General features: G+C 62.0%; 14 protein-coding genes. 9 read left to right on the top strand and 5 right to left on the bottom strand.

The genetic code is table 11. The features are described from left to right. Window positions 1-169 precede the first annotated feature (169 nt). The 5 genes from glcD to KHO31_RS06770 all read left to right on the top strand — a co-directional run bounded on the left by glcD (window position 170) and on the right by KHO31_RS06770 (window position 6,798). Window positions 170-1,669, top strand: coding sequence for a glycolate oxidase subunit GlcD (gene glcD / locus KHO31_RS06790; RefSeq protein ID WP_201079325.1), 1,500 nt, complete (start codon window positions 170-172; stop codon window positions 1,667-1,669). Beyond that, a complete protein-coding gene (gene glcE / locus KHO31_RS06785; RefSeq protein WP_201079327.1) occupies window positions 1,669-2,736 on the top strand; it encodes a glycolate oxidase subunit GlcE in 1,068 nt (355 codons plus the stop codon). The genes glcD and glcE overlap by 1 nt, the downstream gene beginning before the upstream one ends. Window positions 2,737-2,814: 78 nt before the next feature. Further along, the gene (gene glcF, locus KHO31_RS06780; protein ID WP_201079329.1) at window positions 2,815-4,095 is read left to right on the top strand and encodes a glycolate oxidase subunit GlcF; all 1,281 of its coding nucleotides are present in this window, start codon (window positions 2,815-2,817) and stop codon (window positions 4,093-4,095) included. A gap of 19 nt (window positions 4,096-4,114) precedes the next feature. After that, a complete protein-coding gene (locus KHO31_RS06775; protein ID WP_201079331.1) occupies window positions 4,115-4,519 on the top strand; it encodes a heme-binding protein in 405 nt (134 codons plus the stop codon). A gap of 104 nt (window positions 4,520-4,623) precedes the next feature. Beyond that, complete coding sequence (locus tag KHO31_RS06770) at window positions 4,624-6,798, top strand: malate synthase G (protein ID WP_201086057.1); 2,175 nt, start codon at window positions 4,624-4,626, stop codon at window positions 6,796-6,798. Window positions 6,799-6,995: 197 nt separating this feature from the next. On the opposite strand, the gene galU is transcribed toward KHO31_RS06770, so the two are convergent. Together galU and KHO31_RS06760 are read right to left on the bottom strand one after the other, a co-directional pair. Continuing rightward, window positions 6,996-7,913: a UTP--glucose-1-phosphate uridylyltransferase GalU gene (gene galU / locus KHO31_RS06765; protein WP_211622929.1), complete on the bottom strand. Its 918-nt coding sequence runs from the start codon at window positions 7,911-7,913 to the stop codon at window positions 6,996-6,998. 294 nt (window positions 7,914-8,207) lie between these two features. After that, window positions 8,208-8,351, bottom strand: a complete 144-nt coding sequence (locus KHO31_RS06760; RefSeq protein WP_201079336.1) for a hypothetical protein — start codon at window positions 8,349-8,351, stop codon at window positions 8,208-8,210. A 240-nt stretch (window positions 8,352-8,591) separates the two neighbouring features. Between KHO31_RS06760 and KHO31_RS06755 the strand changes: the two genes are divergently transcribed. Then, window positions 8,592-9,794 carry an acyltransferase family protein gene (locus tag KHO31_RS06755; RefSeq protein WP_201086058.1) on the top strand — a complete coding sequence of 401 codons (1,203 nt, stop codon included), beginning with the start codon at window positions 8,592-8,594 and terminating at the stop codon, window positions 9,792-9,794. Between the two features lie 276 nt (window positions 9,795-10,070). Here KHO31_RS06755 and KHO31_RS06750 read toward each other — a convergent pair whose 3' ends face one another. The 3 genes from KHO31_RS06750 to KHO31_RS06740 form a co-directional block, all read right to left on the bottom strand. After that, window positions 10,071-12,518: a glycosyltransferase family 4 protein gene (locus KHO31_RS06750; RefSeq protein WP_211622927.1), complete on the bottom strand. Its 2,448-nt coding sequence runs from the start codon at window positions 12,516-12,518 to the stop codon at window positions 10,071-10,073. Beyond that, the gene (locus KHO31_RS06745; RefSeq protein ID WP_201079341.1) at window positions 12,515-13,981 is read right to left on the bottom strand and encodes a flippase; all 1,467 of its coding nucleotides are present in this window, start codon (window positions 13,979-13,981) and stop codon (window positions 12,515-12,517) included. The genes KHO31_RS06750 and KHO31_RS06745 overlap by 4 nt, the downstream gene beginning before the upstream one ends. A 67-nt stretch (window positions 13,982-14,048) precedes the next feature. Further along, a complete protein-coding gene (locus KHO31_RS06740; RefSeq protein WP_211623002.1) occupies window positions 14,049-16,250 on the bottom strand; it encodes an NHL repeat-containing protein in 2,202 nt (733 codons plus the stop codon). A 536-nt stretch (window positions 16,251-16,786) separates the two neighbouring features. Between KHO31_RS06740 and KHO31_RS06735 the strand changes: the two genes are divergently transcribed. The 3 genes from KHO31_RS06735 to gmd are packed head-to-tail and all read left to right on the top strand — an operon-like array spanning window position 16,787 to window position 19,703. Then, window positions 16,787-17,875 (top strand): acyltransferase family protein, encoded by a 1,089-nt coding sequence (locus KHO31_RS06735; RefSeq protein WP_211622925.1) that lies wholly within the window; start codon window positions 16,787-16,789, stop codon window positions 17,873-17,875. Then, window positions 17,872-18,603: an SGNH/GDSL hydrolase family protein gene (locus tag KHO31_RS06730; RefSeq protein ID WP_211622923.1), complete on the top strand. Its 732-nt coding sequence runs from the start codon at window positions 17,872-17,874 to the stop codon at window positions 18,601-18,603. The genes KHO31_RS06735 and KHO31_RS06730 overlap by 4 nt, the downstream gene beginning before the upstream one ends. A 56-nt stretch (window positions 18,604-18,659) precedes the next feature. Then, window positions 18,660-19,703, top strand: a complete 1,044-nt coding sequence (gene gmd, locus KHO31_RS06725; RefSeq protein WP_201079344.1) for a GDP-mannose 4,6-dehydratase — start codon at window positions 18,660-18,662, stop codon at window positions 19,701-19,703. Window positions 19,704-19,752 lie beyond the last annotated feature (49 nt).

Raw genomic sequence — 19,752 nt, 5'->3', positions numbered from 1 at the left:
AGATTGCTTCTATCACAGTGAAGAACACGTCATTAAAAACTGGTACGACCACTTGCCGAACCGGTCGACAGCGACTCCCATAGCCGTAACAATCCCGCCTGAGACACGCTTGCGCGCCCGTCCCCACGGGTATGACCGCCAGGTTAGCGCAGCATCAGGAGACCCTCACATGAGCTATCACTATGACGAGCGCATCGACGGCGCGCTCGCGACGCACGACAAGTCCGCAGTCGTCGCGCAGCTGCAAGCGCTGATCCCCGGTCTGCAACTCCTCTACGAACAGGAAGATCTGAGGCCGTTCGAATGCGACGGCCTGGCCGCCTATCGCGCGACGCCGATGCTGGTCGCGCTGCCCGACAAGGTCGAGCAGGTCGAAGCGCTGCTGAAATTCGCCAACACACAGAAGATTCCAGTGGTCGCGCGCGGCGCCGGCACCGGTTTGTCGGGTGGCGCGCTGCCACTGGACAAAGGCATTCTGCTGGTGATGGCGCGCTTTAACCGGATTCTCGAAGTCGATCCCGAGGCCGGCATTGCCCGTGTGCAACCCGGCGTGCGCAACCTGGCGATCTCGCAGGCCGCGGCACCCCATGGCATGTATTACGCGCCGGACCCATCGTCGCAGATTGCCTGCTCGATCGGCGGCAACGTCGCCGAGAACGCGGGCGGCGTGCACTGCCTGAAGTACGGACTGACCGTCAACAACATCCTGAAGCTCGAAATTCTCACCATCGACGGCGAGCGCATCACGCTCGGCTCAGATGCGCTGGACGCATCCGGATTTGATTTTCTCGCGCTCTTCACCGGCTCAGAAGGCATGCTCGGCATCGTCACCGAAGTCACCGTGAAGCTGCTCACCAAGCCACAAAGCGCGAAGGTGCTGCTCGCCAGTTTCGACAATGTCGAGAAAGCGGGCGCGGCGGTCGCACAGATCATCGGCGCGGGCGTGATCCCCGGCGGCCTCGAAATGATGGATAACCTCGCGATTCGCGCCGCGGAAGACTTCATCCACGCAGGCTATCCGGTCGATGCCGAAGCGATCCTGCTATGCGAAGTCGACGGTGTCGAAAGCGACGTGCAGGAAGACGTGGAATGCGTCGAAGCGCTGCTGCGCGCGGCAGGCGCCACCGATATCCGGCTCGCGAAAGACGAAGCCGAACGCCAGCGCTTCTGGGCCGGCCGCAAGAACGCGTTCCCGGCCGTGGGCCGCATCTCGCCGGATTACTACTGCATGGACGGCACGATCCCGCGCCGCGAATTGCCGCGCGTGCTCAAAGGCATCGAGGACCTCTCGAACGAATATGGTCTGCGCGTGGCCAACGTCTTCCATGCAGGCGACGGCAACATGCATCCGCTGATCCTGTTCGATGCGAACGCGCCAGGCGAAACCGAACGCGCCGAAGCCCTCGGCGCGAAGATCCTTGAGCTGTGCGTGGCCGTGGGCGGCAGCATCACCGGCGAACACGGCGTGGGCCGCGAAAAGATCAACCAGATGTGCGCGCAGTTCAATAGCGACGAACTGAGCTTCTTCCACGCGCTGAAAGCGGCTTTCGACCCGGGCGGCCTCCTGAACCCCGGCAAGAACGTGCCGACCCTGCACCGTTGCGCCGAATTCGGCTCGATGCATGTCCACCATGGCGCACTGCCCTTTCCTGAACTGGAGCGTTTCTGATGTTGATCGAAGCAGTATCGATGGACGATAGCGAACGGCTCGTCACCGAAGTCTCGCAAGCGTGGGCAAGTGGTACCCCCTTGAAGATCCGCGGCGGCAACAGCAAGGCTGTTCTCGGCCGCCCGGTGCAAGGCACGCCGATCGACACACGCTCGCATCGCGGCGTGGTCAGCTATGACCCGACTGAACTCGTGATCACCGCGCGCGCGGGCACGCCGGTCGCCGAACTGAACGCCGCGCTCGACGCGGCCGGTCAGATGCTGCCCTGTGAACCGCCGACCTTCGACGGCACCGCCACCGTCGGCGGAATGGTCGCTGCCGGCCTCGCCGGTCCGCGCCGGCCGTGGTCCGGTTCAGTGCGCGATTTCGTGCTCGGCTGCCGTGTGATCACGGGTCAGGCGAAGCATCTGCGCTTCGGCGGTGAAGTGATGAAGAACGTCGCGGGCTACGACGTCTCGCGTCTGCTTGCCGGCAGTTTCGGCTGTCTCGGCCTGATCACTGAAGTGTCGCTCAAGGTGTTGCCGAAGCCGCGCGCGGTGGGCAGCCTCATGCTCGAACTCGATGCGGGGGAAGCGCTGCGTGAACTGTCGGCGTGGCGCCGTGCCGCGTTGCCGATCAGCGGCGCGGCTTACGTCGACGGGCACCTCCATGTGCGGCTCGAAGGCGGCATGGGGTCGGTGGCCTCGGCCGTGGATCGCATCGGCGGCAAGCAACTCGATCTGCAGTTCTGGGACGCCTTGCGTGAGCACCGGCTGGCGTTTTTCGACGACCCGCGTCCGTTATGGCGCCTCTCGCTGCCGAATGCTTCGCCGCTGACCAGCTTGCCCGGCGACACGCTGCTCGACTGGGCTGGCGCGCAACGCTGGCTGAAAAGCGATGCCCCGGCCGCGACGATCCGCCAGATCGCTCGTGCCGCCGGCGGCCATGCGACCTGCTTCACGCCGCGTGCGGACGCCGAGCCGTTCACGCCGCTGCCAGAAGCGCTGCTGCGCTTTCACCAGCAGTTGAAGCAGCAACTCGACCCGCGCGGCCTCTTCAACCCCGGCCGCCTTTATGCCGGCCTGTGAATCCACGCCCATGAAGCCCGGTCCGCCGAACGCGGCCTGTGAACACTGGCCTGTGAAGCCCTGAAGGCGAACGACACCATGCAAACCAATCTCAGCGACGCCGCCAAAACCCTGTCGCGCGCCGACGAAGCCGAACAGATCCTGCGCTCGTGCGTGCACTGCGGCTTCTGCAACGCGACCTGCCCGACCTATCAGTTGCTCGGCAATGAGCTCGACGGTCCCCGCGGCCGCATTTATCTGATCAAGCAAATGCTGGAAGGCGAGCCGGTCACGCAGAAAACCCAGTTGCACCTCGACCGCTGTCTGACCTGCCGCAACTGTGAAACCACCTGCCCGTCCGGCGTCACCTACCATGCGCTGCTGGATATCGGCCGCGCGGAACTGGAGCGGCGCATCGAGCGGCCCGCCTCGGAACGCCTGCTGCGCGCGGGTTTGCGCCGGGTGATCCCGAATTCCGCCGTATTCCGCGCGCTGCTTGAAACCGGCCAGGCTATGCGGCCGTTTCTTCCGGCCGCGCTTGGACGTAAAATCCCCAAGCGAAGCGCTCGGTCAAATGCTGGGATAAAACCCAGGCCGGCGTCGCGGCATCCGCGCAAAATGCTGATGCTGGAAGGCTGCGTGCAACCCGCGCTGTCACCGAACACCAACGCGGCCGCTGCGCGTGTGCTGGACCGGCTCGGCATCAGTATCGTGAATGTCCGGCGGGCCGGCTGCTGCGGGGCGACCGATTATCATCTGAATGCGCAAGAGGCAGGCCTCGCGCGGGCACGGCGCAATATCGACGCGTGGTGGCCCGCCATCGAGTCCGGCGCTGAAGCGATCGTGCAAACCGCGAGCGGCTGCGGCGCGTTCGTCAAGGAGTATGGGCATCTGCTGCGCCACGACCCTCGCTATGCGTCAAAAGCGCAGCGGGTGAGCGAGCTGACGCGAGACCTCGTGGAGGTATTGGCTAACGAGCCGCTCGATCAGTTGCAGGCGAATCCATTGCCGGCGAATTTGCCGGCGACGTTGCCGGCGACGTTGCCGGATCAGGCGCCGCAGAAAATCGCGTTTCACTGCCCGTGCACGTTACAGCATGCGCAGAAGCTGGGCGGCGCGGTCGAGTCGATCCTGCAACGGCTCGGCTTCGACCTGACCGCGGTGCCCGACGCGCATCTGTGCTGCGGATCGGCGGGAACGTATTCGATCACCCAGCCCGAGCTTGCGGAAAGATTACGGAACAACAGGCTCGATGCGCTGGAAAGCGGCAAGCCGGAGATGATCGTCACGGCCAACATCGGTTGCCAGACGCATCTGGACGGCGCCGGGCGCACTCCGGTGCGCCACTGGATAGAACTTGTAGAAGCATCCCTACCATAACCGAAACAGGAAATTCATTATGCTGAGCAAACCCGTGTTGACCGTTGCCGAAACGACCCGAATCCTCGAAGCCGCCCGCGCGGAAGCTGAGAAGAACCAGTGGGCCGTTGCGATCGTGGTGGTCGACGACGGCGGCCACCCACTCGGCATGCTGCGTCTGGACGGCAGCGCGCCGGCCAGCGCGTACATCGCGACGGAAAAAGCCCGCACTTCGGCGATCGGCCGCCGTGAAACCAAGGTATACGAAGACATGATCAATAACGGCCGCACGGCATTCCTCAGCGCGCCGTTGCAAGGCACGCTGGAAGGCGGCGTGCCGGTGATCGTCGACGGCCAGGTGGTCGGCGCGGTCGGCGTATCGGGCGTCAAGTCGGATCAGGACGCACAAATCGCCAAGGCGGGTATTCACGCGATCGGCGCTTAAGTTCGAGATCCGTTCGGATTCGTTCAAAGCGGCATCAATAAAAGAAAGAAGCACAACACGGACCGGTGTCCCCACATCGGTCCCATTCAAGGATGGAGCAGTCGATGACTCAGATGAACACGCGCGGAGGACTGCAAGTCGCCGCCAACCTCGACCAGTTCGTCGAAACCGAAGCCCTGCCCGGCACCGGTATCGACAGCGCCGCATTCTGGTCCGGTTTCGACACCCTCGTGCACGAGCTGGCGCCCAAAAACCGTGCGCTGCTGGCCGAGCGCGACCGCCTGCAAACGGAACTCGACGCCTGGCATCGCGCCAATCCGGGTCCGGTGCGCGATTTGCGCGCGTACCGTGCCTTCCTCGAAGGCATCGGCTACATCGTGCCGTCGCCGGCGAGCGTCAAAGCCACGACCGACCACGTGGACACCGAAATCGCCGAACAGGCCGGCCCGCAACTCGTGGTGCCGCTGTCGAATCAGCGCTACGCGCTCAACGCAGCGAACGCGCGCTGGGGCAGCCTGTACGACGCGCTGTACGGCACCGATGCGATCCCCGAGACCAACGGCGCCGAAAAACAGAAGGCCTTCAACCCGGTGCGCGGCGCCGCGGTGATCGCCTACGCCCGCAAGTTTCTCGATCAGGCCGCCCCGCTCGCGAACGGCTCGCACGTCGACGCCACGCTGTATAGCGTCGAAGGCGGCAAGCTCGTCGTCACGCTGAAGAGCGGCAAGACCGAACTGAAAACGCCGGCGCAGTTCATCGGCTATCAGGGCGACGCGAGCGCACCGTCCGCCGTGCTGTTGAAGCACAACGGCCTGCACTTCGAAATCCAGATCGACGCGAACGATTCGATCGGCAAGACCGATTCGGCGCACGTGAAAGACGTGTTGGTCGAAGCCGCGGTGAGCACGATCATCGACTGCGAAGACTCCGTTGCCGCCGTCGATGCCGACGATAAGGTGCAGCTCTATCGCAATTGGCTCGGCCTGATGAACGGTGACCTCGTGGAAGAAGTCACGAAGGGCGGCAAGACCTTCACGCGCCGTCTGAATGCCGATCGCGAGTACACGGGCGCGGACGGCAAGTCGCAAGTCAAGCTGCATGGCCGCTCGCTGCTGTTCATCCGCAACGTCGGTCACCTGATGACGAATCCGGCCGTGCTGACAAAAGACGGCCTGGAGATTCCGGAAGGCATTCTCGATGGCGTCATCACCACGCTGTGCGCGCTGCACGACCGCAAGCACAAGCTGAATTCGCGCACCGGCTCGATCTATATCGTGAAGCCGAAAATGCACGGCCCGGCCGAGGTCGCGTTCGCGAGCGAACTGTTCGCGCGCGTCGAAGACCTGCTGAAGCTGCCGCGCAACACGATCAAGATGGGCATCATGGACGAGGAGCGCCGCACCAGCGTCAACCTGCTCGCCTGTATCGGCGAAGCGTCCGAGCGTGTCGCGTTCATCAACACGGGTTTCCTCGACCGCACCGGCGACGAAATGCACTCGGCGATGGAAGCCGGCCCGATGATGCGCAAGGGCGACATGAAGTCGAGCGCATGGATCACCGCGTACGAGCGCAGCAACGTGCTGGTCGGTTTGAGCGCGGGCCTGCGTGGCCGCTCGCAGATCGGCAAAGGCATGTGGGCCATGCCGGACCTGATGCACGCCATGCTCGAACAGAAGATCGCGCATCCGAAGGCCGGCGCGAACACCGCATGGGTGCCCTCGCCGACCGCCGCGACGCTGCACGCTCTGCACTATCACCAGGTCGACGTGCAGGCGGTTCAGCAGGAACTCGAACGCACCGACTACGCGAAGGTGCGCGACGAACTGCTCGACGGCCTGCTGACGATTCCGGTCGTCGAATCGGCGAAGTGGAGCGCGGACGAGATCCGCAGCGAACTCGATAACAACGTGCAAGGCATTCTCGGCTACGTGGTGCGCTGGGTCGATCAGGGCGTGGGCTGTTCGAAGGTGCCGGACATCCACAACGTCGGCCTGATGGAAGATCGCGCAACGCTGCGTATTTCCAGCCAGCACATTGCGAACTGGCTGCATCACGGCGTGGTGACGCGTGAGTTGGTCGAAGAGACCTTCAAGCGCATGGCGAAGGTGGTTGACGAGCAGAATGCGGGCGATCCGCACTACAAGCCGATGGCGCCGGGCTTCGACACGCTCGCGTTCAAGGCCGCGCAGGCGTTGGTATTCGAAGGACGCCAGCAGCCGAGCGGCTATACGGAACCGTTGCTGCATAAGTTCCGGCTGGAAGTGAAAAAGGGGCAGTAAAGGCTTTTCGGTCGTAGCTCGGCTCTGAGGTTCGATTATTCGGGTCCGGGTTTCAGCCGCGAACCAGGCCGGAAAGAAAGACGGGCGCCGCGTGATGCGGCGCCCGTTTTAATTTGCGCGGTAGTGCTGCGCGTTGCTTCTGCGTGATGCGTTCGCGACGGCCTCTTACCCCTGCCTTTTACCTCTGTCTCTTACCCTTAAGCCGCTTCAGCCGTGTACTGCGCCGGCACACTCGCCTGCATGTTGGCCTGCATATATGTTTGCAGATACGCTTCGAAGTCCGCCTTCACCTCCGGATGGCGCAGCGCGAATTCCACTGTCGCCTTCAAATAGCCCAGCTTGCTGCCGCAGTCGAAGCGTGTGCCAAAGTAGCGATAGGCGAGCACCTGCTCTTCGGTCAGCAGCGACTGCACCGCGTCGGTTAGTTGCAGTTCACCGCCCGCGCCTGGCTTGAGCGCGCGGATATGCTTGAAGATGGTCGGCATCAGCACGTAGCGGCCCACCACGCCGAGGTTCGACGGCGCCTTGTCCGGTGCCGGCTTTTCGACGATGCCCGACATCTTGATCACATTGTCTTCCCACTCGCGGCCGTCCACGACGCCGTACGAGCGGCTGTCTTCGCGCGCAATGGTTTCGACGCCGATCACCGAGCTGTGATAGTGATTGAAGGTGTCGACGAGCTGGCTCATCACTGGCTTCGGGCTGTGCAGCAAGTCGTCAGCCAGAATGACGGCAAACGGGCTTTCGCCTACCAGTTTCTCGGCACACAGCACTGCGTGGCCCAGACCGAGCGCTTCGGCCTGCCGCACGTAGAAGCAGTCGACGTTGGCCGGTTTGATGCTGCGCACGAGGTCAAGCAGCTTCTGCTTGTTGCGCGCTTCGAGTTCCGCTTCGATCTCATAGGATTTGTCGAAATGGTCTTCGATGGCGCGCTTGCTGCGGCCCGTCACGAAGATCATCTCGGTGATGCCGGCGGCAATCGCTTCTTCAACCGCGTATTGGATCAGCGGCTTGTCGACGACCGGCAGCATTTCCTTGGGGCTTGCTTTGGTAGCCGGCAGGAATCGTGTCCCGAGGCCCGCTACGGGAAACACGGCTTTGGTGACTTTCAGCATGGTAGGCATTCCCACATCGGTTAGAAATTAGTGTGTTCGCGGGCCTGGTGGCCACTCGATGTCGCCGAAAAGGCTAACAAAAAATTAATTCTCTTTACGTGTTAATTTTTCGCAATTCGAATAAATAAATCGATTCGCTTTCGATATTCCCGAGCGCGACCTGCATCAGGAAACATTTACGTATCTAAAGCGAATTATTTCCGGAAATTCAGAAAATCTTACGTATCCGTCGACGTGGATAGCGGGCAGCACCGAAGCGCGTCCGCATGCGCTTAGGTGCTGCCCGGACGCCGCTCATTCGTTCTCGTCGAGCTGGGGCAGCTTGCCCGGATTGATGCGAAAACGGCGGATCGGCTCGTTGCGCAGCGCCTCCCGATAGGCGGAGGCAGCGACAAGGATCAGCAGCACGGCAACGCCGGCGAGTAAATGCAGGTTCATGACTTCACCTCGGGTCAAGAGAATCCGTGCCTTAAATTAGCACAAAAAAACCGGCAAATAATTCGATGTAGCATGTGCTTATACGCAATTACAATTCGTCACAAAATCGACTTTTAATCCGATTCTCTACGCAATTTTTTATTCGTTTTTTGCTGTCGCGGTGCACTAGCATGTCATGCATCGCGGGCGCGTACGGCGCCCGGGAATAAGCTTTTTCCTCCTTTAGAATAAGGACCGCGTATGAGCGACTCAGCACTGGATGCCGCCGGCTCATCCCTGCCCCACTCCCCGTCACGACCGGCCGCCGCATTGCGCGCGCCGAGCGAAGCGCGCGCCGACAGCGCGGGCAAGGAACATGTGATCGACGCAATGCGGGGCTTTGCCGCGCTTCTGGTCGCGTATTTTCATTGCCGCCAGGTCGAATGGGTCGGCATGCAGGCCTTTCACCAAAGCGTCGGCCATTCATTCAGCTTGAGCACGATTGCCGCCTATCTGACGTTCCCGATTGCGTGGGGCTCGGCCGGTGTGCCGATTTTCTTCGTGATCAGCGGCTACTGCATCCATCGTGGCGGCGCGCTGCGCCTCGCAAAAAATCCCGACTACCGGCTCGATACCGGCAATTTCTGGGTGCGCCGCTTCGCGCGCATTTATCCGGTGTTGCTTGCGGCGCTCGTACTGACTTTTGCACTCGACTGGGTTAGCTTGCAGTTGCCGCCGGTCAATCACAAGATCCGTGAGATCGGCCTGCAGGCGTTCCTCGTCAACCTGTTTTCGCTGCAAGGCGTGGCCGGCAAGACGTTTGGATCGAACGGCGCGCTCTGGACGCTATCGCTCGAAGTGCAGTTCTACGCGATCTACCCGCTGCTATTTGCGCTGCGCCGGCGTCTGGGCATGACTTCCGTGCTGGCGATCGTCGCGGTGATCAATGTCGTGTCCGCCTATGTGCTCGAGCGCCACGATATCCAGTTTTTCACGTCTTACTGGTTTTCGTGGACGCTCGGTGCGTGGATCGCCGATGCGAGGACCCGTACCGCTCCGGATAAGCGCTCGTCGAGCTGGCTCTACGTGCTGGCTGCGGCGTTCATCGCGATCGGCTGCGCGGCGTTCCATTTCGGCCAGTACGGCGCGTTCCAGTTGTGGGCGGTTGGTTTCGCGTTCTACCTGTATAAGGCGCTCGAGCGCCGCAATGCCGATACCCCAGGCGTGCGGCTTTTGTCGCGCTTCGGAGATTTCAGCTTCTCGCTGTATCTGATCCATCTGCCGATCTTCGTGCTGCTGTCGTCGATCCTGTTCCGCTCGTCGCTGCAACTGTCGATCTGGCCGTCGTTCGGCTACATGCTGGTGGCCGTGCCGGTGGCTTACGTGTTTTACAGGCTGGTTGAACTGCCGGCGATGAAGTGGTCGGCGAGTTTTAAGCCAAAAGGTGCGGTGAAGCAGGCCTGAGCGTAGCGATGCGGTAGAAGTCTCGGGGAAACGCCGTGTTCAGATCTGCAACAGGTTTCCTCGTTTGACAATGCGAGAGGCACACGACGTGCCACCGGCGCGTCGTGGTGCGGCCCAGTCGCATATCCCAGCCACAGCACGAAAAAAAACGGAGCGAAGGTCCTCAGGACTTTCGCTCCGCTGCGCTAACGACAGGAACCGGCCGAGTCCCTGCCTACCCCCGCGTTTAACTATCCACGCCAACCATCCGCATCAATCCGCGCGCGCAAAGCCACTTCAACGCCCCGCCACGCGCTTCAGGATCCGCTCGACACCTTCCACATACGTTGCTGTCCCAAACCGGCTCAACGCCGTCTGATACCCATTCCTGACCAGCTTATTGCGCAGGTCGTCGTTCGAACGCAACTCAGCGAGCGTGTCGGCGAGACCATGTGCGTCGCCAGGCGTGCACAGCACGCCGTTCTCGTAGTCGTCGATGATCTCCAGCACACCACCCGCGCGTGCGGCAACCACCGGCCGCTGCGCCAACATCCCCTCGACAATCACGCGACCGAACGGCTCCGGCGTGATCGACGTATGCGCGACGGCGTCGACCGCGCACATGCAGGCCGGAATGTCGTGCTGGAAGCCGAGGAAATGCACCCGCCCGCCGAGGTTGTGCTTGGCGACGAAGGCATGCAGTTCGATCTCGTAGGCGTCTTCGCCGAACAGCGGCGCACCCACCAGCACCGCATGCATCTGCGGATTGAGGACCATCGCCTCGAGCAGCACGTGTTGCCCCTTCCAGCGCGCGAGGCGGCTGAACGAGCCGACCAGATACGCGTCCTGCGGCAGGTTCAGGCGCCGGCGCAGCGTCGCTTGCGGGATCGTGCGCAACGCGTCGAACGGTGCTACGGAAATGCCGTTGAACACCACGTCGATGCGTTTTTCGTCGAAGTGTGTGAGTTCCGCGAAGGCACGAGCAGAAGCCGCCGAATTGGCAATCACGTGTGTGAGGCCGAGGCGCGCGCACCACTTGATGATCGCCAGTTGCTTGCCGCCGAAATGCTCCGGGCTCACGATGTCGCGCAGATGCCAGACCACCGGCCGCCTCGCGAGCTTGCCGGCAATCGCGCCGATCACCATCGCGCGCTGCGTGTTGGCGTAGATCACCTCGGCGTTGCGCGCATGTTTCGCAGTGGCACGCACGAGCGACATCAAGCCCTTGAGCGCCTGGCCCTTCGGCAACGACCCACCCTGCTTGCGGACATTGCGTAGTGCGCCGGCATCCAGCACGTTGACGGTCACACCGGTCCTGGCCACGGCGGTGCGGAACGGCCCGTCGTCGAACAGTACGACTTCGATACGCGAGCGCAAAGCTTTAACGATCTCCAGCAGCGATAACTCAGCGCCACCGAGCACGCCGCTCTGGTCGACCGCGAGAATGCGAGGCGCGCCGGCAGCCGCGTCTGCTTTATACGGGACGTACGGCGGCAGTGTCGCCGAGCGCAATGCCGGCACCGCATCCCGCACATGGGCAAAAAAGCGTTCGCGGAAATTGGCAACGGAGAACTGTTCGGCGTTCGCGCGGCAATCCACCGGCGAAAAACGCTTCATGTGCTCGTCGAAACGACCGACCGCCGCAATGATCGCTTCGGCGTCCTGCTCGTCGAAGAACATGCCGGTGGGCCGCGACTCGGAGAGATCGCGCACGGTTTCGAGCGCTCCGCCCTTGCCGTAGGCGATTACCGGCGTACCGCACGCCTGCGCTTCGACCACTGAAATGCCGAAGTCTTCTTCTGCCGCGAACACGAAAGCTTTCGCGCGGCTCATCTTTTCCTTCAGCACCTTGAACGGCTGATAACCCATGATCTCGACATTGGGCCCAGCCTTCGCGCGGATCTTCGGCATGTCGGGACCGTCGCCGATCACCACCAGTTTGCGTTCGGGCATCCGCGTGAACGCTTCGACAATCAGATCGATCTTCTTGTACGGCACCATCCGCGACGCGGTCAGATAGAAATCATCCTTGTCGGTGCACAGCGAAAACGCTTCGACATCCACGGGTGGGAAGATCACCTGCGCTTCGCGCTGATACACCTTCTTGATCCGCCGCGCGATGAAATCGGAGTTCGCGACAAAACCGTCCACCGAATTCGACGTGCGGATATCCCAGTTGCGGATGTAGTGAAGAATCAGGCGCGCCATCGCCGACTTCGGACCGGCAGTCAGCTTCGACTGCTGCAGGTACTGGTGCTGCAGATCCCACGCATAGCGGATCGGCGAATGCACGTAGCTGATATGCACCTGATCGGGGCCGGTCAGAATGCCTTTCGCCACCGCGTGGCTGCTTGAAATCACCACGTCGTAAGCCGACACGTCGAGCTGCTCGATCGCGAGCGGCATCAACGGCAGATACGTGCGGTACTTGGTCCGCGCGAGCGGCAGTTTCTGGATGAACGAGGTCGTGACCGGTTTGCCACGCAGAAAGCTGCGGTCGTCGAGAAAATCGACGAGGCTGAACAGGTCCGCGTCCGGAAAGCACGCGACGATCTGCTCGAGCACCTTCTCGGCGCCCGCATAGGTGACGAGCCAGTCGTGCACGATCGCGACACGCACTGTCTTGTCGCTGCGTAACGCCGTGCGGCGCGACGGCGCCTGAACGCCAGGAACGGTGGTGAGTTCGGCCAGTGCGCTGCGCGTCGCGGGTTGCAGCACGGCTTCTTCAAGGACTTCGTGGTTCATGCGCTTTTCCTCGGATTCAGTCGCAACAGCAGTGAACGCGCAAGATCGCGCAAAGCGGGGGTCATCGTGATTGACCAGGCGACGTTCGCGCCGACCATCAACAGGCCGGCGAGGATCGCCACAGCGAGACTCGGCAGGAAGCTGGCAAGCCACAGGCTGGCCAGCAGAAAAGCGAGGTGGGCGAGCATGTCGAGTGCGATCTGGCGTGCGCGAATCGCCGACAGGCGCAGCAGCACGGCGTAGTCGAACAGTGCCCGGCCGGCCACGGCTATCGCCGCGCCGGTCAGACCGAAATGGGTGATGCCGAACCACAATGCCCCTGCAAACAAGGGCAATTCGAACAAACCGACCCGCGCGGCGGTGGCCGGATTGACCTGTGACTGGATCAGAATCCGCGTGACGTTCGCCTGGCCGACCAGCCACACGGCGACGATCATGATCCGGCCCACCGGCGCAGCCACGGTGGCGATCTCATTGCCCACCCACAGATGCAGAAACGGTTCGAGCACCAGCATCGCGACCAGTGCGACAGGCGTGAACACACCGTTAAGGAACTCGAGCGACTGCTGCGTGATGGTGTCCGCATCGGCACGACCCACGGCAGACAGGCGCGGAAACAGCGTGCGCACCAGCGCGGTCGGCACAATGTTCAAACGCGTCACGAGATTCTGCGGGACCGTGTAGTACGTGACGAAACGCGCGCCGAGACTGGTGCCGAGCATCACGCGGTCGAGCGATTCGGCGATCATGTTGGTCACGCTCGCAATCAGCATCCAGCCGCCGAAGTTGAAGAGTCCTTTCGCCACGCCGAGTTGCGGCGGCAGAATGCTGCGGATTTCCAGTACCTTCAACGCGGAACGGCCCAGCAGAATGGCGGCCAGAATGCGTGCGAATACCGCTGCCGCGAGCACGTTCTGCAAGGTCGCGCCCATCCAGAACGCAGCGCCAAGCGGCAGCAACTGAAACAGGAAGGTGCCGATGGTCTGATTGGTGTTGTAGACCCCGAAGCGTTCCGCGCCGTTGATCGCCCCGGCGAACACCCACGACACGTTGGCAATCGGAATGGCCACCGCAAGCCACGGCAGCGCCATATAGACCTCATGCTGCAATTCCGGCGACACCTTGGTGAAGTACGCCGTGTACAGAAACGCGCCGAAATAGATGATCAGTCCGCCGACAATGCCGGTCGCGAGATTGAGCCACGTCGCGCTCCAGAACACGCGTGCGCTCTCGCCCTTGTCGCCCGAGGCGCGCGCCTTCGAGATGTGATTCTGCGCGGCCATGCTCATGCCGAGATCGAGAATCCCGAAGTAGCCGATCAGGGTCCACACAAGACTGATCACGCCGTAGCGCTCGACGCCGAGCAACTTGATATACGACGGTACAGTCACGAGCGAGACGAAAGTCGGCAACACCAGCCCGAAGAAGTTGATCGCTACGTTCTTGAGAATGCCTTTGTCCATCGGATGCCTTGGGTTAAATCAGTTGCCGGATGAGTCATTCAGAAACCGCCATGCCTGGAGCTGCGCCTTACGGTTTCCAGCGATACATCATCACTTTCCCGCGCGCGTCTTCTTCGACGAACACGAGGTACTCACCGTTGCTGCGCTTCGCCGCGCTGATGCCGTTGGGCACATCGACCCAGCCTGACGCGCTGCCCACTTCCGGGCCTGGACGGATAACACCCACTTCGCGGCCACTGTCCTTGTCCCACACGTGCACCGCGCCGACCGGTTCGACGCCGAAGATGTATTGCCCTTCGACCGTGAGGCCGATGATCGTGGCGATGGGTTTGCTCTGCGTCGTCCACGGCAGGGTGATCGAATAGCGCTGCACCGGATTGCCGCTCGACCATTTGTCGTAGCGCACCAGCACACGGCCCACTTCTTTCCAGAAGCCGCGATCGACCGGCGTGTCGGGCGTATAGCCGGTCACGTACATCGTGTCGGTGTCGGGTTCGTAGATCGCGCGGTGCAGTTCGGTGAACGGTTGCGGCACCGGGTACTGCGTCAGGTTCGAATACGAGTAGATGGGATTACCCTTCGCATCCAGACCACCGAAACGGAAGCGATAGATGCCTTTGTTATCCCGCGTGCGCCAGATGTCGCCGGCGGCATCGACCCACCAGCCCCAGCCGCCCGCGAGCTTCGTGCCGCTCGTGTTGAGCGTGAATTCGTCGGTGTTGAACTTGCCGTCGCCGTTCGTATCGCGCCAGATCCAGTCGCCGCCCGGCGGCGCATTCGGCACCTTGGCGACCGCACGCTCACGCCCGGCGATGAAGCCTGAAGGAATCGCTGTTTCTCCGTCGTGCTGCGGGTCGAAGCGATAGATCTTCAGGTGGTCCGCGTACATGTCGGTCAGATACAGGAACGTGTGACCCTTGAGCTTGCGGGCAATCGGCAGACCAGGATATTGATCGGTGTGAAAGACCGGGTCGTCCGGATACTTGAAACGGTTCGACAGAAAGCCCACGTATTTCCAGTCCTGACCTGCGGGCTTCGAGAGATCGAGTTCGAAGCGTTTGTCGCCGGTATAGACGCTATCCGGACGTGACGGATCGATCCAGGCACCGTCGACGAACAACAGGCCCTGCACCTGCCAGTTCTGTTCGCCGTCGGGCGCATAGCTTTCGAGCGTGGCGCCGAGGCCCGCGCCGATCGGGTCGTAGCGCGGCCCGATGCCGTTGGTCGACACATAGACGTTGCCGCGCGCATCCACGCCGACGCCGGTCAAACCGTTGAAGCGCTGCGGTCCGGGCTTGCCGGGCGTGCCGCTGAAAATGCCGCCGCGTTCGCCGAGCGAGCCCGACTCCGCGTAACGGCCGTTGCTCTTGCTGAAAAACAGCACCTGTTGACGCGGGCCGTTGTCGGCGATCAGGATGCGGCCTTGTGCATCGATAGCGATATCGACCGCGACCGTATCGGCCGGCAGCGTGAACGTTTCGTCGATACGCTTGCCCGCGGCGGTGTAGTGCTCCACATGCGGTGACTTGTCATTGCGCGTGCCGCTCAACACCCAGAGCGTGCCGTCGGGCGCAAGCGCAATGCGACCCGGTTCGTGCACGGTCCACGTGGTCTTCTGCTGCATCGATTCCGCGTCATAGACTTCGATGCGGTCGCGCGCAGTGTTCGCCGCGTAGAGCGTCGTGTCGTTCGCTGCCAACCCGCCGATCTCGGCGCTCGTGCCTGTCGGCACTTCGTTCATCATCAGAAAACCGGCTGCCAGTTGCGCATGCGGGTCGGCGCTTTTCGCGGCCGGCTGGAACGGCGCGGCGCGCTTCGGATCGGCGATCTGCCGACGCGAAATGCCGAACCATTGCTTGCCCTTCTCCGGCCACACGCCCTGCTCGACCAGGCGCCCCTTCTCGTTGCCGACTGCGATCGCCACGAAGGCATACTTGCGATTTACCGCGATCGCGCTGCCGCCGCTGTTGCCCCAGCCATGCGTGCCGCCCGCGAAGCCCTGCATCTTGCCGTTCTGGTAGATGCTCGCTTCGGCGCCGCTTTCATCCCACGGCGCGTTTGTATAGACCTTGCCGTCGGGCGAGACCGCAATCGCCGTGATGTTGATCTGCGTCCACGTGCCGTCGCCGAAACCGAAGGTGTTGCCGATCCAGGAATTTTTCGCGTTCAACACGGTTTCCGCGGATGCCGTGCAACTGACCGACGCCACCGTCACACCGGCAGCACAAGCAAGTACAGCAATCCAGGTTTTGAACGTGAAACGGGCCAAAGTCATTCCTCCAATCAGGGCCGTGCCGCGATCAGGCAAATAGCCCGCGCGGGTGCAAAATCGCGACCCACGCGCCACCCTTGGCCACCTGATCTCCACGGCCCACATTACGCGGAAAAAACGCCGCAACGAAAATCTAAAATAATTCAAAAATATTCGTCGCTTTAAGCGTTGCGAAAGAAATTGATTTAAAAATCGATTAAAAGAAAAACGACGTAGATGTCGGCATCCAGCAGTGCACTTACGTTCATCTTTACCGACCCAGCCTGATGCCGCCTGCACTTCTTACGCATTGCGATATCCTCAAGACACAAGCATAAAAATCTATTGAGAATGGGTAACGAAACACCCTGTTGCAATCTGATTCACTTATCCATTTCATTCCCGTTTTTTCATCAATTTATTTTCCTTAGAATCGATTGCACTTCCGTTGCGACGCGAAGCGAGCGCGTCTTTGCTCTCAAGTCCTGTTTCTGACTTGAGAAGGCTCACGCGATCCTTCGCCCGGCCCATCCGCTTCACACCATGGACGGTTCATGACTGCTAGCGCACTGCCCTTAGCGCCTTCTCACTCTCACCGTATCGTGCAGCTCGACGGCCTGCGCGCCATCGCCGTGCTCGCGGTATTCGCCCAGCACGCCCTGAAAGCGCCGCTGTGGATGGGCGTCGATCTGTTTTTTGTTTTGAGCGGCTTTCTGATTACCGGCATCCTGCTCGAACGCAAGGCGCGTCAGCAGTCCTATTTCGGCTATTTCTATGCGCGCCGGGCACGGCGCATCCTGCCGCCCTATCTGCTGCTGATGGTGGTGTCGTCGATTCTGTTCGGCTTCGGTTGGGCTCAGCACTGGCAGTGGTACGCATTCTTCGCGACCAATATCGGCGACGCACTCAATCAAAGCGGTCACGACAGCCTGAATGTGCTGTGGTCACTGGCGGTCGAAGAGCAGTTCTATATCTTCTGGCCGTTCGTGATTCTGTTGCTGCCTGAGCGCGTGCTCGGCTACGTGGCCGCCGCGTTGATCGTGCTGGTGCCGGTGCTGCGCGCGGTCGCTACGCCGTGGTTCGATTCGTTCTGGCCGATTTATTACCTGACGCCGTTCCGCATGGACTTGCTCGCGGCCGGCGCACTGCTCGCGGTTGCCGTTCGGCGCGATCGCAATGCACTCGAGCCGTTCAAGGGCCTCGCCGTGCTCGGTCTTTTTGCCGCGCTGGCCGTGCTTGCGTGGCTGCATCTGCACTACCCGCGGTTTCGGGCGGCGAACACGCCGCTGTCGAACGCCGGGCTCTACAGCGTTTCGTTGGTGCTGTGCACTTCCGTCGTGGTCATCGCCCTGCAAAGCAAGGGCATCGTCAAACGGCTGCTGTGCAACCCCGTGCTGGTCTATATCGGCACCATCAGCTACACGATTTATCTGATCCACCTGAGCGTGCTGTACACGCTGTGGCCGCTGCATCTGAATCGCTATCTGACTGCGGCGCTCGCCCTCGCGATCACCCTCGCGTACGCCAGCGTCACGTGGTTCCTGTTCGAAAAGCGTTTGATCTTCGGCACGGCAGGCAAGGCCCATACGCCGGCCGGCAGCGTTTCGGGGGGCGCGTCGCGAGCGCCGCAAAGCCGCGCATGAGGCGCCGCGCGTGGCTCGTCGCGAGCGTGTCGGCCGCTGCGTCGGTGCTGGTTTCGCTGGCACTGGATGCGCACGCCGGCGCTCCGGCAACGCAGGTGCTGGTGGGCGCCTACGGCGATTCGACCACGCTGGGCATTACTTGCAGCGACGGCCACTGCGGACCCCAGGCGCAAAACGCCGTGTCGTATCTGCAGGACGAATTACAGGCCAGGTACGGCCAACGCGTGAGCGTCACGAACTACGGCGTAGGCGGCACGATGGCCACCCAGTTGCGCGACGGCACCGGCAACCGCCGCGCCGGCCCGACCGCCGGCCTGCCCTGGCAGGAACGGCTCGCGACGTCATCCGCGCAGATCGTGTTGATTAATTACGGCATCAACGAAGTCATGCACAACCAGACGCCCGAGCAGTTCTACGCAGCCGAAACGACGCTCGTGAAAACCGCCCGCGCGCTCGGCAAGGAGCCCGTTCTGCAGACCTCGAACCCGATGCCCGACAACCGCCTCAACGCGAAGCTCGCCGCGATGGTCGCGATGACGCGCCGCGTGGCTGCCGAACAGCAGGTGCCGCTTGTCGATCAGTTCGCGTATGTCAGCAATCTGCCGGACTGGAAGACGCTGATGTCCGACGGCGCGCATCCGAAGCCGGGCTTGTACCGGCTCAAGGCTGAACAGGATTTTCAAGTCGTCGATCCGCTGGTGCGGCGACTGCTGGACGGCACGCTCTGAAGCTCTTTTTTTTCAAGTGCGCTTCTTTTTTCTTTTACCAATATCGAAGGCAAGCTATGAGCCAACCACGCAAAGCGATCATCACCGGCGTATCCGGACAGGACGGCGCCTATCTGACCAAACTGCTGCTCGACAAGGGCTACCACGTGACCGGCACCTACCGGCGCACGAGTTCGGTCAATTTCTGGCGCATTCGTGAGCTCGGCGTGCTCGACCATCCGAATCTGCGTCTGGTCGAACACGATCTGACCGACCTGGGCTCGACGCTGCGTCTGCTCGAAGGCGCGCAGGCGGACGAGCTGTACAACCTCGCCGCGCAGAGCTTTGTGGGTGTCTCGTTCGACCAGCCGGTGACGACGGCGGAAGTCACCGGCATCGGCGCGCTGAATCTGCTCGAAGGCATCCGCATTCTGAATCCGAAGACCCGCTTCTACCAGGCGTCGACCTCGGAAATGTTCGGTCTCGTGCAGGCCGTGCCGCAGCGCGAGGATACGCCTTTCTACCCGCGCAGCCCGTATGGCGTGGCCAAGCTGTTTGCGCACTGGTCGACCATCAACTATCGCGAGTCGTACAACCTGTTCGCCAGCAGCGGCATTCTGTTCAATCACGAATCGCCGTTGCGTGGCCGCGAATTCGTCACCCGCAAGATCACGGACACGGTCGCGAAGATCAAGCTCGGCAAACAGGACGCGCTCGAACTCGGCAACCTGAGCGCCAAGCGCGACTGGGGCTTCGCGCTGGAATATGTCGAAGGTATGTGGCGCATGCTGCAAGCCGACGAACCCGACACCTTCGTGCTCGCCACCGGCCGCACCGAGACGGTACGCGACTTCGTGCGCATGGCGTTCTCCGCCGCGGGCTATCAGCTCGAATGGTCGGGCAAGGAAGAGCGCGAGACCGGTATCGACGTCGCCACCGGCAAGACACTGGTCCGCGTGAACCCGAAGTTCTACCGCCCGGCGGAAGTGGACCTGCTGATCGGCTGTGCGGACAAGGCGCACGAGAAGCTCGGCTGGAAGCCGGAAACCACGCTCGAGCAACTCTGCCACATGATGGTTCATGCGGACCTTGGTCGGAACGAGCATCACGAGACGTTCTGATTGTGGGTGACGGCGGCTCGGGCAGCCGCCGCTCTCCCAGTGCAAGAAG

Source organism: Paraburkholderia domus (assembly GCF_905220705.1).
Classification (GTDB): Bacteria; Pseudomonadota; Gammaproteobacteria; order Burkholderiales; family Burkholderiaceae; genus Paraburkholderia; species Paraburkholderia domus.
Note: the sequence above shows the minus strand (reverse complement) of the source record. Positions and strands in the feature narration are given on the sequence as shown.